The sequence below is a fragment of the Hyella patelloides LEGE 07179 genome (assembly GCF_900659865.1).
Classification (GTDB): Bacteria; Cyanobacteriota; Cyanobacteriia; order Cyanobacteriales; family Xenococcaceae; genus Hyella; species Hyella patelloides.
In genome coordinates, this window is record NZ_LR213947.1 from 1 (window position 1) to 14,194 (window position 14,194).

Below are 14,194 nucleotides of genomic sequence, written 5' to 3' on the forward strand. Positions count from 1 at the left end.
ATTGCCTTTCGTAATTCGGCTAGGGTCTCTTCTTCTTCAGGATTTAGTTGGATACGTAGTGGTGCTGGCATTCTTACTTCATTGACTGTCCTTTCTATCTTATATTTAATTTCACCCACCTACTTATTATCAAGTAAGACAAAGAGCGCATTGTATTCAATTAAGTTACCAAGGTTATAAAATAGCAGAATTGTGCCAAATATTTAAAGTAAGTCGGAATACAATTTATAATTTGGTTGAATAATTGGGAATCTTTAAAATTAGTAGGATTATACAATAATCCTGGTCGTGGTCGTCATAAGCTGTTTACCCTAGAACAAGAAAAGATTATCAAAGAATGGGTCAAAGAAACTCCGAAAAATCTTGAAAAGGTTCAAGAAAAAATCAAAAAAAATTGGAATATAACATCGAGCAAAGAAACAATAAAAAGAACAATAAAATCTTTAAAAATGGGATGGTATAGAACTAAAAGAAGAGTAGCAGGGAGTCCTGATGATGATTTTTAGGCTCGAAAAGTCCAAAAATTAAATGAATTAAAGCGAAAATAGATTTGTTCGTTGGTAAAAAGACGAGTGAACTTGGCGAGGTTTCCCACCAGTAAAACTGAGGGTCTTCTTTTTGCATTTACAAAGATAAGAAATAGAGGGGATTGTTGCAAAAAAAAGAATTGCTTAAGTAACTTTTGAGATTTTTTTGAGTAAGATACGTTGAATACTCTCATCGTTCCAATAAGACTCTAACTCTTCCGCACGATACACAATAGCTTGTTTTTGGTAGGACAATATCACTTGGTCTTCTTGTTTTATCGTCAGTGCAGTTGTCAGAGTAGCAAATTTACCAGATTCGGTAAAATCAACAAAATAATCAACACCTTGTTCAAGATTACGAAAATCATGGGTTTTTACTTTCTGAGACTTAAAAATATTGAGTGAAAACTTTTGAGATAGAATATTTTGTAATATGTTATATATTTTATTAATTATCATAGAATTTACCATAGAGTAAAAGTTATAAGCAATAAAAGTTCAACGAGGGACCCAGGCGATTTTACTCGCTTAAGGAACTCGCGAATTGACCAATTTATCAGACTGGTGTAACGGATTTAAAAAGATAAAATATATAGCGATCTCAATAGAGAAAGAGTAAATTATGGATTTATTGAAATTACTTTTCTAGGTATTTTTTAGATAAATAAGCATAGGATAAAGGCTTACTTAAATTATCAATATTGCCGTTAATTTCGTCATTTAATAAATTGGGATTTTGCTCTTTTACTATTTGCCTTAACTGTGTTAATAAATATTCCGAATAGTTCTTAAAAACCCAGTTGTAACCAGGCAAACAAATTTAATATCTAGCATCCATTACTATAACCTAACAATCTTTTACCCTCAATATCTTCACGATGTCCCAAGCAGCGTCCATTCTTTCTAACTATTCTCTTGAATTTTTTTCCTCGTCGTATTTATGAAAAGGTAACTTTTGAGTGTCGGCTTTGGGGATATCAGGGTACAGGGTAAATTCCTGGAAAATCTACACGATATATTTCCTCAACTTAAATATCCTAGAAATAAAATAGAAGTATTAAGAATAACTGGGAATGAAAATTAGACAGAAACTTTTAGCTGGATTCACAGGAATTTCTCTATTAACTCTACTGATTGGTGGATTTTCAGTTTATGAAATCAACAAAACTGCCAAAAAATTATCTACTACAGAAGCACAACGAGTAGCTGAAACTCTTGCCTTTTATGCTGAGCTTGAGATTGGCGACAAAGGGCTAACGCAACCACATATAGAAAAACTTCAAGAACATACCATTGCTCTCCACGAAATCAGAGAGCAGGATATTAAGAGCATTACCACAGTCAGCATCAGACTGATTTTGGTAGCAACCTTTGGTTGTTTGATCGCAGCAAGCAGTGTCGGTATTTTGATTGCTGCCAAGATTTCTCAACCACTTCTGATGGTTAAGAAATTGGCTCAGAAAGCCACTCAGGAAGCAAATTTCGATATACAAGTGCCAATCAACACCAAAGATGAAGTCGGCGATCTCAGTATTTCTCTCAATCTACTAATTCAAAAGGTTAAAGAGCTATTCCAAGAAAAAGAAGTTGCCAAGCAAGCTAAAAACGAATTTTTAACTAATATGAGTCATAAACTAAGGACTCCCATGAACACTATTCTTGGCTACACCGAAATCTTGCAAAAAAAAGCTGAAGATATCGGACAAGAAAGTTTTCTCCCAGACCTCCACCAAATTCGCAGTGTAAGCAAACATCTGTTAAGTCTGATCGATAACATTCTAGACCTGTCTAAAGTTGAAGCTGGGAAAATGGAAATGCACCTGGAGAGTTTTGAGATTTCCTCACTGGTCAAGGAAGTAGTTTCTATGATTAAACCCTTGAACGAAAAACATGGTAATACAGTGGTGATTGATTGTCCTTCAAACCTGGCCAAAATGTATGCGGATAGAACCAGGGTGCGTCAAAGTTTATTTAACCTACTCAGTAACGCTTGTAAATTTACCGAAAACGGACAAATTACCTTATCTATTGAGCCTTATACAAAAGAAAATGAGCCATGGATAAGTTTCGCGATCGAGGATACAGGAATTGGCATGGATAAAGAACAAATGCAAGAGCTATTCAAAGCTTTCTATCAAGCAGATTCGTCCACAAACCGTAAGTATAGCGGGACTGGTTTAAAATTAGCACTCACAAAACAATTCTCTCAAATGATGGGAGGAGAAATCAATGTACAAAGTGAACTTGGCAAAGGTTCTACATTTACTATTCATTTGCCAGTTCAAGGAAAAAAGAATCAAGCCATTTTCCCTTGGGAAAAAATCAAGGGAAATAGGGAATTTACCACCAATTTAATGAATATTTTGGTCATTGATGACGATCGCATTACCCATAATGTCATCAAACATTCTCTCTCCCCAAGTAAATTTTCCGTTATCAGTGCTACCAATGGCACAGAAGGATTACATCTTGCTCAAGAAATGCAGCCAGATGTGATTTTCCTAGATGTAATAATGCCTGGAATAGATGGTTGGGAAGTGCTAGGTAAACTCAAAGAAAATCCTCAATTAGCTGATATACCCGTAATCATGGTAACAACGATCGATGAGAAAAACTATGGCTATGCGCTAGGAGCTACAGAATATCTGCTCAAACCTTTTAATAGTAAACAGTTAGCTACAGTCTTAGAAAGAATTTTGTAATACAGCGTTTGTGTAATAAGTAAATCTACTTAAAAACCATTCAATAGACTCAGAGAATATTTTCCTCACACCTCACACCCCAGCCTCAATTATTTCATGTTTAATAAAGTGGAACTACTTAAAAAAAATTGTTCACAATCAAACTGATTCCTAATTACTCTTAAAGATGTTTTTTCCTAAATAAATTGTTTTAGAATTAGGGGGAAGATAAATAAAACCTAAATCTTGTAAACGATGAATCAAATTAGAAATAGTAACACCCAACTCTTCTGCTATTTTGTAAAGGTGTTGCCACTTATTTAATTGTTTCCCTTCAGTAACTTGAGTTAAAATATATTGAGGCATTAACAAACATCCTGCAAAGTATTGTGCCTGCCATTCAATACCATTAATATCATTAACAGTACGACATAATAGGGGTTCAAGACTCAAATTGATTCCTTTCGTTTGTAAACGGAGCTGACGATCTACTTCTTCAACATCAATATGTAATACCCAATGTCCAATTTCATGAGCAATAGTAGATTCTCCAAAACCACCTTCTAACTGGGGGATACTTTCATTAATTTCAATTAGTTTTTCTAGGGGTAAAATTCTGGCTGCAATTTGCCCTTGTTCATCATCAGGGATGGTATCCCATACGATGTCTAAACCTAAAAACTCAGCAACTGTGCTAGAGTCTAAGGGCCATTTAGGAGCATGATTGGGCATTGCTTCCATAGACATCAAGACAGACATAGCAGCAGCTTCTATTTCGAGCTTAGAAATGTAACGAAAAGGACGAAAAACATTCACTGGTCAACAAGCTCAAACAACATTGAGTGCCATCACTAGAAAGTGGTAGGTACACTCCACAATAATTTGGCAACAGGCAATAAGCAAGAGAAATTTAAAAGTTTTTATATTAAGTTTGCACTTAATAAATTTTCAAATCGTTATGATGCATTGCGATAGTAATCTGGAGGTTACTATTTTTCTTCGGTATTAGCGACTTCTTGTAATACTTGTTTGGCAAATTCAGGATTTTCGCGCATTCTTCTAAATAAGGCTGGCATACTCTTATAGTGCTGTTTTAGTAACTCTTCTTCTTGATGGGGAATTCTTCCTGCTAGATAAATTAATTCTTCTTCATCGATATCTAGATTACGAGCCAAGCCACGGATGACATCTTCTTTTGGTGCGTAATCAGCACGGTTATTTTCTAGTTTAGAAAGATAGGTAAAATCAATTTTGAGAATTTTGGCTAGTTCTCTTTGAGAATAACCTTTTATTTTTCTAGCTTGACGAATTAATTTTCCAAAGTCTTCAGACATTTAATCGCTCCTTAAAATTAAGTTGTATTGTCAGAGATAGTCGTGTAATCTTTCCTTATCTCATTACCTTATCAATAAATAAGATTGTGATTGTGTTGACAATTTAATTAACAATATTATTTTAGCTTGAACAAACAATCAACTTAATTGTAATCTAAAATTTGATTTTTTGTTAGTGGTTAGGTATTTAATTTTTGTATTGTGCAATTTATAATTCATAACAGCTTAGTTGCTAGTTATTTATAGCTATTAATGGCTACTTAATACTGGCTACTTATAATGCCTCGCTCCTTTATCTTTCACCATTGCAACATGGTTCTAATTTTGGCTACTAAATCATAAGGTTCAAAGGGTTTAATAATAACTCCTGTGACTCCTAGATGCTGATATTGTTTTTGCTCGCTTATTTTTGCTTTAGCTGTTAATAAAATTGTGGGGATATGTTTTGTTTTACCTTGAGTTTGAAGTTGTTGAAAGGTAGCTATACCATCAAGATGAGGCATCATAACATCTAATAAAATAGCATCGGGTTTTTGGGTATCCGCAAGAGTCAATCCTTCTTCTCCTGAAGCTGCGGTGATTACATTCCAACCAGCGATCGCTTCTAAGCAAATTTGGATGACTTCTCTAATGCCATCATCGTCATCGATTACCAAAACAAGTTTCTGATTCATGAGCGATTTTCTACTTTTTCTACTATTGGTTATTGATTGCTTCTGTGATAACCAACATCCTAAACTCGAAACTTAAGATTTTTGTGAATAGTTACAATTTACTGGTAACTATTTTCCTCAAGAGGAATATTAAAGTAAAAAGTCGTACCTTTTCCATATACACTATCTACCCAAATTTTACCCCCATGTTGCTCTACAATACTACGACAAATAGCTAATCCTAAACCAGTACCACCTTTACGACGAGAATCAGAAGCATCTACTTGATGGAAACGTTCAAAAATACTTTCTAGTTGATCGGCGGGAATTCCTTTTCCACGATCGCGAATAGCAAAGGCAATAATTTTTTGTGGTGGATTATCTGTAGTTTCTTTAAATTCCACATCCAACCAAATAGTACTTCCAGAATCGGAAAATTTAATCGCATTACTGAGTAAATTAGTTAATACTTGTAATAAGCGATCGCCATCACCGTGAAATTCACCAATACTTTCTGTAGCTTTAATTGTGATTTTTTCTTTATTTGCCACAATCTGCACTCTATTGATGGCTTGAGCAATCAGCTCTTGTATCTTAACTTGGTGAATAACTAGCTCAATTTTGCCTGATTCTAGTCTTTCTAATTCTAAAATATCATCTACTAGCCTAACTAGGTGTTCTGTACTTTCGGCTGCAATTTTAATTACTCGTTCTCCTTTTTCTGACTGAGTATTTAATACCCCTGTCGCTAATAATCCTAAAGCACCACGAATGGAAGTTAAAGGTGTTCTTAGTTCATGACTGACAACAGAAATAAATTCATCTTTCATTCTTTCTATAGCTTGGCTTTCTGTAATATCCTTACCGATACACATCATTCCCGTGGGAACTCCTTCTAAATTGCGCAGTTGAGTTGTATTCCAAGCAATAGTTTTGGCTTCTCCTGATTTAGTGACAATGGTTGTCTGATGGTAATGATGAGAACAACAAAAATTAATGTTGACGATATTATTATGTAACTCTATGGCTCTTTGTCTGTCTCTGGGATGAATAAAGTTTTTGAACCAGTTGTGATTGATTACTTCTTCTTGAGCGTAACCAATAAGTTCTAAAAAATAGGGGTTAACATAATCAACTTTTTCTTGAATATCGATTCCGACAACTAAAAGACGGACATTTTCTAGTAAACTGCGCCAACGTCTTTCTGATTCTTTTAAATTATCTTGACTAGCTTGAAGTTCAACTTGGGTTTGTTTGCGTTCGCGAAGTTCATCATGTAAACGATAGTTAGCTATTTCTAATTCTGCTGTTCGCTGTAAAACTCTGATTTCTAATTCTTTTTTGGCTTGAGTCAATTTTGCTTCTGCTTCTTGGCGTTTCTTTTCTACTCGATCGGCAAAGATAAAACGTCCGATACTTTGCGCCATCATTTCGATAGTTTCTTTTTCGCGATCGCTAAAAGGGGGATTCTTGGCTTGTTGGGAAGTAAAACACAATGTACCAAAAACCGAACCATCAACAAATATTGGTGTTCCAATATAAGACTCAAATTTAAAGCTTTGATATAAGGGTTGAAAGCATAATTGTTGGATGTTTCCCACACAGTTATAGGTAACGGTTTTTTTCTGCTTGATTACTTGACAGCAATAGGTATCCTTAATCGGGATTTGCGTTTGTGGATGAAGACTATCTAAATTTGATTCGATTGCATAAATAGTATAGAAATCTCCTTCTATTAAACCCACTACTCCTGTGGAACAGTTAAACATTTGACATCCAGTAAGCAGATGATCGCGAAATAGCTCTTCAAAACTTTGATAGTTAGTCGTATTTAGACGATGTAATAGCTTGAGATTTTCACTAAACGCGGTTAACTCTTCGGATTTTTGGCGTAATTCTAATTCTGCTTTTTTCCTCGCCGTAATATCTTCGGCTATACATAGTAAGTATTCTGGTTGTCGCTTTTGATCGTAAAGGGGAACTTTTATTTTGTGGACAATTTTAGCTGTACCTTTACCATCATCAATTTGTTCTTCTGGGATATCCAGAGCTTCTCCTGCTTCTATAACTTGTAAGTCTTGTTGAATCAAGTCTTGCGCTTTTTCTGGAGGAAAGTAATCCTCTACGGTTTTACCAAGTACTTGGGGAGCTTCTAAGTTAAATATCTGTTCTGTAGCTTGATTCCACAACTGAAATTTACCAAAGTTTTCTTGACGAGCATCCTTAACATAGACAGCAACAGGAAGGCGATCTATTACAGTTTGCAAAAATTCCCTAACTTTTTGGGTTTGTCTTTCGGCTAATTGTCTTTCTCGTAATTCTTGATGAGTGCGTTGCAGTAATTCTGCTTGTTGAATAGCGATCGCAACCTGATTAGCTAATTGTTTTAATAAATTAATTTCTAGCTCTTGCCATTTTCTCGGCTTTTGACAGTGATGAGCGATTAATAAACCCCATAGGGAAAAATTATCAGTACCATTAATATTCGATGGCTGTTTTTCTAAAGAACAAGATAAAGGGGAATTCGCACCACTATTGCCCTGATTTTTCTTAATAATAAAATCTTTTGGCTTTTTTTGAGGCTGTAAAATCGGCGCAACTAAGTTAGCTTGCACATTAAAGTGTTGTAGTAATTCTCGATAACACTCATCAATAGCTACTGTTTTGACATTTTCATGGTGAGTAACCTCTCCTTGTTGATACTTGTCAATCCAAGCTGATTCAAAACAGGGATCGCGAATGACATCTCCTAAAATAGACCATTGAGGATTGCTGACTGCTTCTACTGTTACTGTACCGCTCCAGTCTGGCTCAAAACGATAAACTAGCACGCGATCGCACTTTAAAAGTTGACAAACTTCTTCCACAGTAGCTTGCAAAATCTTCTCAACATCAAGAGACTGCCTAATCCTTAAGGAAATAGTAGCTAGCAGACGATTGATATCCTGTTCTGATGAGATCATAATTTATAATTTTGGCGATCCCCACTATCAACTTGAGTTAAAGTTAGCATTACTTTGAACCGAATCGGTCATTAAATTACAAAAAATAAATACTTTAGCTCCAATCTTGTTTAGGGACTAATGCAAGATGTAATATTTTCTTACCAAATGTTCGGCAGATTAATTATTATAAGACGGTCATTGTCGTTTAACATACAATATTTTTTAGTCTATTTAACTATTCGATCGCAATACTGGTTTTTTTTGGTAGAGGAAGCTCTAAATCAATATGGGGAGAATTTATGATTGTTTGCCAAGCTTGAGATGGTTTTGATGCTGAAGCGCGAGATACTTGAGTTTTCAAGAGCAAATCAATCGCATCTAACCACAAACCCTGTTGAGCATAGTCTGTAGGAGTCAAAGAGGTTTCCTGAGAGAGCAGATCGTCTTTTGAATCAAGGGTAATCCTTTGAACCCAGCCAGAGACAAATAATGGTACAGTATCCTTCTCTTCCAGACAGTATACTTTGAGATACCAACGATACCAGCGATCTGGTTTGATTCCTAAATCATGTCGGGGAATCGTAGTGCTGATGTAGGGAAGGGTTTCTGTTACTACTACAGATTTTCGCACCAGATCTTTTCTTTCTTCGTCTTGAAGTACAAACTCAATCTTGCTAATTTGTGACGTATCGTAGGGCAGATAAAACCACCATCGAGGATGAGAAGCGCTAGTCTTGCTCACATTATCTTTAGGAGCGATCGCCGTTAAGGGAAAATTCATCTGAGGACAGTTACCACGACTTTCTCCTGCGGTTTGTTGTCCAGAACGACCAGAAGAAGAAAAATCCAGCGGTTCTTCTTCTGCTTCTACTTCAGTATGTTTATCTTGAGCAGCCAACTTGGGTTGAACCAAAGATAAGTTATTACCCAATTTGCTTGTTAAATTTGGAGAGGACATTTGAGCTTTAACTTCTATAGAAAGTAAAGCCATTAATAGAGAAATCATGGCTAGGAAAATTCCCAGACCAAGTTTAATCATAATATATATATTCGTCTTGGTTGCGCACTACTCTGACTATCGACTGAGAGCCAATTAGTCTTTTTTCAATGTATCATTAAACAACTATTTACTTAAATTAATCTATAAAAGCTCCTACTCTAACCAATATTTGCTCAAAACTGAACTTTTTCATACCCCTTTTCAAAGGCAAAGCGTACTAATTGAGTTCGATTTTCTAAATTGAGTTTGTTCAAAATATTACTCAGGTGAGTTTGGACTGTACGAGGACTAATAAACAGGCGATCGCTAATTTGCTTGTTTGTAAAACCTTGAATAACTTCCCAAAATACTCTTTCTTCAGCAGGAGTCAATGGTAAAGGTTCTGGAGTGTGGCTGTTTTCGGGAGATTGACCTTGATTTACAGATGTTATATTATCGGACATCCTGGCTTTATTACCATTAGCAAATTGCCCAATGATGTTAACTATCTCTGAGTGGATACGACGCGATTTTTCGATTAAAGCCTCGATTTTAGCGAGTAACTCTTTAATTTCAAAAGGTTTTACTAAATAGTCATCTGCACCAATAGAATGTCCTTGAATACGATCTTCCAAATCACCCCTAGCAGAAAGAAAAATAAACGGTACTAATTGACCCGTTGGTCGCGATCTCAATCGCCGACAAAATTCAAATCCATCCATTTCTGGCATCGAAACATCGGAAATAATAATATCAGGAGTATCGTTTTCAAATGCTTCCATCGCGTTTGTTCCAGAGCCAACGACGGTTACTTGATACTTTTCTTGTTCGAGGGTGTGCTTTAAAACTGTACGCAAAATTTTGTCGTCATCTACAACCAGAATTTTTTTCATTTTGTGTTTGCCACTAAAAACCTACGTGTTCTGTGTAGCCAAAAAAGTTATTTGCTATTAGTTACATGACTAATATTACGATCTATTTTGACCAACGGTCAGAGCAGAGATCGGACCTCGCGTCGCCGTCAAAGGATGTTGATTTGCAATAAATAATTATTCAATTACTAAATCAAGAAGAGCTATAGAGACTAAATAGATATTAATCTTGTTACATCTTATATTACTTTTTATTACTATTTGGAATTGCGATCGCATATTTGACAGTTTAAAAGTTAAGTATAAAACAACTGGAAAAAGATTGTAAAAAATTTTGTTGCAATTGCTAGAAAACGTGCTACTATTGTATATGCTGAACAAATATAATGTATAAAGTACAGCAGTTAATTCGGGGCGTAGCGCAGCTTGGTAGCGTACCACTTTGGGGTAGTGGGGGTCGTGGGTTCAAATCCCGCCGCTCCGATACCTAAGAAACCTTCTCAACGAGGAGGTTTTGTTATTTTCATAGCCAAAATTTCACTTTTATCAACCTTTGGTCAATGAAAAAATACTTTTAACATTTTCAAGGGCTTAAAAGCATCAACCATTTAAACAAGCTCATACCTTATAATTCTATATTAACCTTGACTATTAATTTCAAATCTTGGCAGCAACGCATCGGTAATCAAAGAGAATTAATTTGGCGGGGTTGGCAAACTCGCTACAGTTACTTCAGAGCCCAACATAATTCCTCTCAATCTTATCCCCCCTTGGTACTAGTTCATGGCTTTGGAGCTTCCATCGAACATTGGCGCAACAATATACCAGTGTTGAGTCAGCAACACTCTGTATACGCTCTCGATTTGTTAGGCTTTGGAGCATCTAGTAAAGCTCGTACTAACTATACTGTAGATCTGTGGGTAGAACAACTTCATGATTTGTGGCAAATTATCATTCGCAGACCAGTAGTTTTAGTTGGTAACTCCATCGGCTCTTTAGTCTGTATGAGTGCAGCAGCTAAATATCCTGAGATGGTGCAAGGAGTTGTGATGCTCAGTTTACCTGATGTATCCCTTCGCCAAGAAATGATTCCTAAGATCATCCAACCTTTAGTCACAACTCTAGAAAATTTGGTTGCTTCACCTTTATTAATCAAAACTCTCCTCAAAATTTTGCGTCAACCAACTGTAATTAGTCGTTGGGCGAAAGTGGCTTACAAAGATGAAACAGCTATTAATGACGAATTAGTTAAAATTTTATCTGCTCCCGCTTACGATGAAGGAGCAGACTTTACTTTTTATAGTTTATTTCAAGGGGTCAGAAAAACCAGCTTTGCTCCCTCTGCTAAAGAAGTCTTACCTCAATTAAAACTACCAATGTTGCTGATTTGGGGTCTAGAAGATCGTATGGTACCAGCTAATCTAGCTCCTAAGTTCGCCCAGCTTAACCCCCAAATCGAACTAATTGAATTAGAAAAAGTAGGTCATTGTCCCCATGATGAAAATCCGACACAATTTAATCAAATTATCTTAGATTGGTTACAAAAGAAGTTTGATTCTGAACTATGATAAATAGACCACATCACAGAAACAGGATAATTTTCTTTTGGCTGAGGTTACGATGAAACACACTATATCAGTACTAGTAGAAGATGAAGCGGGAGTTTTAACCCGTATTGCAGGATTATTTGCTCGTCGGGGTTTCAACATTGAAAGTCTTGCGGTAGGACCTGCGGAAAAAGTTGGAGTTTCTCGCATTACAATGGTTGTCCCTGGAGATGATAGGGTAATTGAGCAGCTAATTAAACAACTCTACAAACTGATTAGCGTACTCAAAGTTCAGGATATTACACAAATTCCCTGTGTTGAGAGGGAATTAATGTTAGTCAAAGTAAAAGCCACTGCTTCTAACCGTAGTGAGGTGATTCAAGTAGCCCAAATTTTTCGCGCTCGGATTGTCGATATTTCTGAAGATAACTTGACTATTGAAGTTGTGGGCGACCCTGGTAAGATGGTAGCAATTGTCCAAATGCTCAATAAATTTGGGATCAGAGAAGTTGCCCGTACTGGTAAAATTGCCATGACCAGAGAATCAGGGGTTAATACAGAATATCTCAAGTCTCTTGAAGCAAAAGTGTAATTGGCATTGGTGATTTAATACTAAATCTTGTATGGATGCCGTATTGTCCATACTTGCTGTCGCTAACTAGCTTCAATGAGAATTGTAATTAAACATATTTCCCGTAATCTAAAAATTTTGGGAATTCTATCAGAAAGATATCGCAATAGAACAAAAAGATTTAGCCTACGCTTTAATCTAATTGCTGCTGTTTACGACGGCTTCGCTAGTCTTTTAGGATAATTATGAACTTTGTTTGATGTCAAAATAGTTGGCGATCGGCTTTCTATCTGTTACGAGGTATACTATACTACAGAAGCTTTACCTATATCTTCTGTTTCACGCAAAACTTGTTGGAAAATTTTTATTTCTGCATCTTTTGTTTGAGCTATTGTATTAGTCTAGAAAATGATAGTCGGCAATCAAATATAAACCAATGAAAAAATATTTAAGAAAGTATTTAAAAAAAACTTGGAGAAGATTGGCAGCAAGACCTTCTTTCCGAAAAATAAATGAGTTTTTTTTCGAGTGTTCTCTCAATGGTTTAGGAATCCTAAATTATCAAAATCGCTTCATTTCAGGAGAACAAAATTTCATTGAGCAAATTTTTCCTCTTTTTGTGACTGGAACTAACCCAACAATATTTGATGTGGGGGCAAATGTTGGTGACTATACAAATTTTTGTCACAAAGTATTGCCGAATTCTCTAATTGTCGCATTTGAGCCTAATCCTATAGTATTCCACCTATTAGAAAAAAGATTCCATAGAGAAAATATTGTTACAAATATGAAGGGGCTAAGTTCTTCTCCAGGTTTAATAAAGTTTTATGATAAAAAGGATGATAGCAAGGATTCAAAGCATAGTCATGCCTCCTTATATAAAGAAGTTATCGAAGATATTCATGGGGCAGAATCTGAGGAGATAGAAGTTTCAATGTCAACTCTTGATTTTTATGTTGAAGAAAAATCTATTGATAGAATTAACTTGCTGAAGATCGATACCGAAGGTCACGAACTTGAGGTACTTAAAGGTGCTAGTAAATTATTAAGTCAAGATAAAATCGATCTAATCCAGATTGAATTTAACGAAATGAATATTATTAGCAAAGTCTTTTTTCGAGACTTCACAGAGATACTTCCTAATTACAAGCCTTACAGACTTTTACCCACGGGGGTCATCCCGCTCAACAAATCTCCATTGAAAACAGAATTATTTGCGTTCCAGAATATTGTTTTTGTTCACGAACGTTTTCAACCGAATGAGGCTATGAAGCCAACCTCTTAAGGCGTTGGCTCATTTCTGCATTAAGTAATTCTACCTAAACACTTTAAAAAGGGATGATTACTGTCGGTGATTTAGCATTCAAAGCAGAAATTTCTCAAAAAATTGGCTAGACAGCTAGAAATAGAACCAGAAGTTGATGAGACTGAAATTATTTACTATGTCTTTAATACAGGCAAGACTATTTCTACTCAACGCCGATTAAAGGAAAAAAGCTAATATAGCGTTACATATTAACGTTAAGACATTTTTTTGTGGTACTATGACTAGAAAACTCATTGACGAGTTACTTCCGAAGTTCGTAAATTTTAATGTCCGTCTTGGTGCGCGTTCCCTTGCACCCAATGCGACGGGTATAAACGCCTTACGTCGGCGCGGTGAGTTAGTGCGGTCTTGGGCGGGGCTTACGAGTTCTGCCGTGAAACGACAGAATCAGCCCCTTGGGTTTCCCTCAATGAGCAACTAACGAACCCTTTAGGGGGTCGCACCGCTAATCTAATTTTGTACGGCTATACATCTATGTTCAAGGCGACGTTGTCGCTCCCCTCCAGAATTGTGGGTCAAGTTTAGCGATCGCCTGAAGAAGCTTTGCTTAAGTTCGCTGCTCAGTGTCAGTTGCTACTCAAACCCCCTAAACTACTGTTATGACAGTGTTTCAACAAAAATAGCTTTTTGACTACAAATAATTACAATTTATAGTAATTCCAAATAGAAACCATAATTTATTTGGTATTACTTTTCATCCCTCATCCTTTTACTGATGTTTAACAACGTAAGGACTCACGGTTCGCTCAATTTAAAAA

Annotated in this window: 15 protein-coding genes and 1 tRNA gene; 8 read left to right on the forward strand and 8 right to left on the reverse strand. The window is 36.0% G+C overall.

Annotation, left to right across the window (positions count from 1 at the left end):
* Nucleotides 1-181: 181 nt before the first annotated feature.
* The gene (locus tag H1P_RS39465; RefSeq protein WP_342799611.1) at nt 182-244 is read left to right on the forward strand and encodes a hypothetical protein; all 63 of its coding nucleotides are present in this window, start codon (nt 182-184) and stop codon (nt 242-244) included.
* Entirely contained in the window at nt 237-506 is a 270-nt protein-coding gene (locus H1P_RS22715; RefSeq protein ID WP_222427183.1) for a hypothetical protein, read from the forward strand. The genes H1P_RS39465 and H1P_RS22715 overlap by 8 nt, the downstream gene beginning before the upstream one ends.
* Nucleotides 507-671: 165 nt before the next feature.
* Here H1P_RS22715 and H1P_RS22720 read toward each other — a convergent pair whose 3' ends face one another.
* Entirely contained in the window at nt 672-986 is a 315-nt protein-coding gene (locus H1P_RS22720; protein WP_144871635.1) for a hypothetical protein, read from the reverse strand.
* 178 nt (nt 987-1,164) lie between these two features.
* Entirely contained in the window at nt 1,165-1,341 is a 177-nt protein-coding gene (locus H1P_RS39950) for a DUF6939 family protein (RefSeq protein ID WP_425461550.1), read from the reverse strand.
* Nucleotides 1,342-1,600: 259 nt separating this feature from the next.
* On the opposite strand from H1P_RS39950, the gene H1P_RS22725 reads away from it, so the two are divergent.
* Nucleotides 1,601-3,229: an ATP-binding protein gene (locus tag H1P_RS22725; RefSeq protein ID WP_144871637.1), complete on the forward strand. Its 1,629-nt coding sequence runs from the start codon at nt 1,601-1,603 to the stop codon at nt 3,227-3,229.
* A gap of 150 nt (nt 3,230-3,379) precedes the next feature.
* On the opposite strand, the gene H1P_RS22730 is transcribed toward H1P_RS22725, so the two are convergent.
* The 6 genes from H1P_RS22730 to H1P_RS22755 form a co-directional block, all read right to left on the reverse strand.
* A complete protein-coding gene (locus tag H1P_RS22730) occupies nt 3,380-4,024 on the reverse strand; it encodes an ImmA/IrrE family metallo-endopeptidase (RefSeq protein WP_144871639.1) in 645 nt (214 codons plus the stop codon).
* 173 nt (nt 4,025-4,197) lie between these two features.
* A complete protein-coding gene (locus H1P_RS22735; protein WP_144871641.1) occupies nt 4,198-4,542 on the reverse strand; it encodes a helix-turn-helix domain-containing protein in 345 nt (114 codons plus the stop codon).
* Between the two features lie 299 nt (nt 4,543-4,841).
* Nucleotides 4,842-5,216 carry a response regulator gene (locus tag H1P_RS22740; protein ID WP_144871643.1) on the reverse strand — a complete coding sequence of 125 codons (375 nt, stop codon included), beginning with the start codon at nt 5,214-5,216 and terminating at the stop codon, nt 4,842-4,844.
* Nucleotides 5,217-5,314: 98 nt separating this feature from the next.
* Nucleotides 5,315-8,158, reverse strand: coding sequence for a GAF domain-containing protein (locus tag H1P_RS22745; protein ID WP_144871645.1), 2,844 nt, complete (start codon nt 8,156-8,158; stop codon nt 5,315-5,317).
* A 217-nt stretch (nt 8,159-8,375) separates the two neighbouring features.
* On the reverse strand, nt 8,376-9,179 hold the full coding sequence (locus H1P_RS22750) for a DUF928 domain-containing protein (protein ID WP_144871647.1): 804 nt from the start codon (nt 9,177-9,179) through the stop codon (nt 8,376-8,378).
* Nucleotides 9,180-9,313: 134 nt separating this feature from the next.
* Entirely contained in the window at nt 9,314-10,012 is a 699-nt protein-coding gene (locus H1P_RS22755) for a response regulator transcription factor (RefSeq protein WP_144871649.1), read from the reverse strand.
* 389 nt (nt 10,013-10,401) lie between these two features.
* Here H1P_RS22755 and H1P_RS22760 point away from each other — a divergent pair.
* The 5 genes from H1P_RS22760 to H1P_RS22775 all read left to right on the forward strand — a co-directional run bounded on the left by H1P_RS22760 (nt 10,402) and on the right by H1P_RS22775 (nt 13,394).
* A tRNA-Pro gene (locus tag H1P_RS22760) sits at nt 10,402-10,475 on the forward strand.
* 166 nt (nt 10,476-10,641) lie between these two features.
* On the forward strand, nt 10,642-11,559 hold the full coding sequence (locus tag H1P_RS22765) for an alpha/beta fold hydrolase (RefSeq protein ID WP_144871655.1): 918 nt from the start codon (nt 10,642-10,644) through the stop codon (nt 11,557-11,559).
* 52 nt (nt 11,560-11,611) lie between these two features.
* The gene (gene ilvN / locus H1P_RS22770) at nt 11,612-12,130 is read left to right on the forward strand and encodes an acetolactate synthase small subunit (RefSeq protein ID WP_144871651.1); all 519 of its coding nucleotides are present in this window, start codon (nt 11,612-11,614) and stop codon (nt 12,128-12,130) included.
* 75 nt (nt 12,131-12,205) lie between these two features.
* A complete protein-coding gene (locus H1P_RS36395; RefSeq protein ID WP_186376093.1) occupies nt 12,206-12,352 on the forward strand; it encodes a hypothetical protein in 147 nt (48 codons plus the stop codon).
* A 193-nt stretch (nt 12,353-12,545) separates the two neighbouring features.
* The gene (locus H1P_RS22775; RefSeq protein WP_144871653.1) at nt 12,546-13,394 is read left to right on the forward strand and encodes an FkbM family methyltransferase; all 849 of its coding nucleotides are present in this window, start codon (nt 12,546-12,548) and stop codon (nt 13,392-13,394) included.
* The last annotated feature ends 800 nt before the right edge of the window (nt 13,395-14,194 follow it).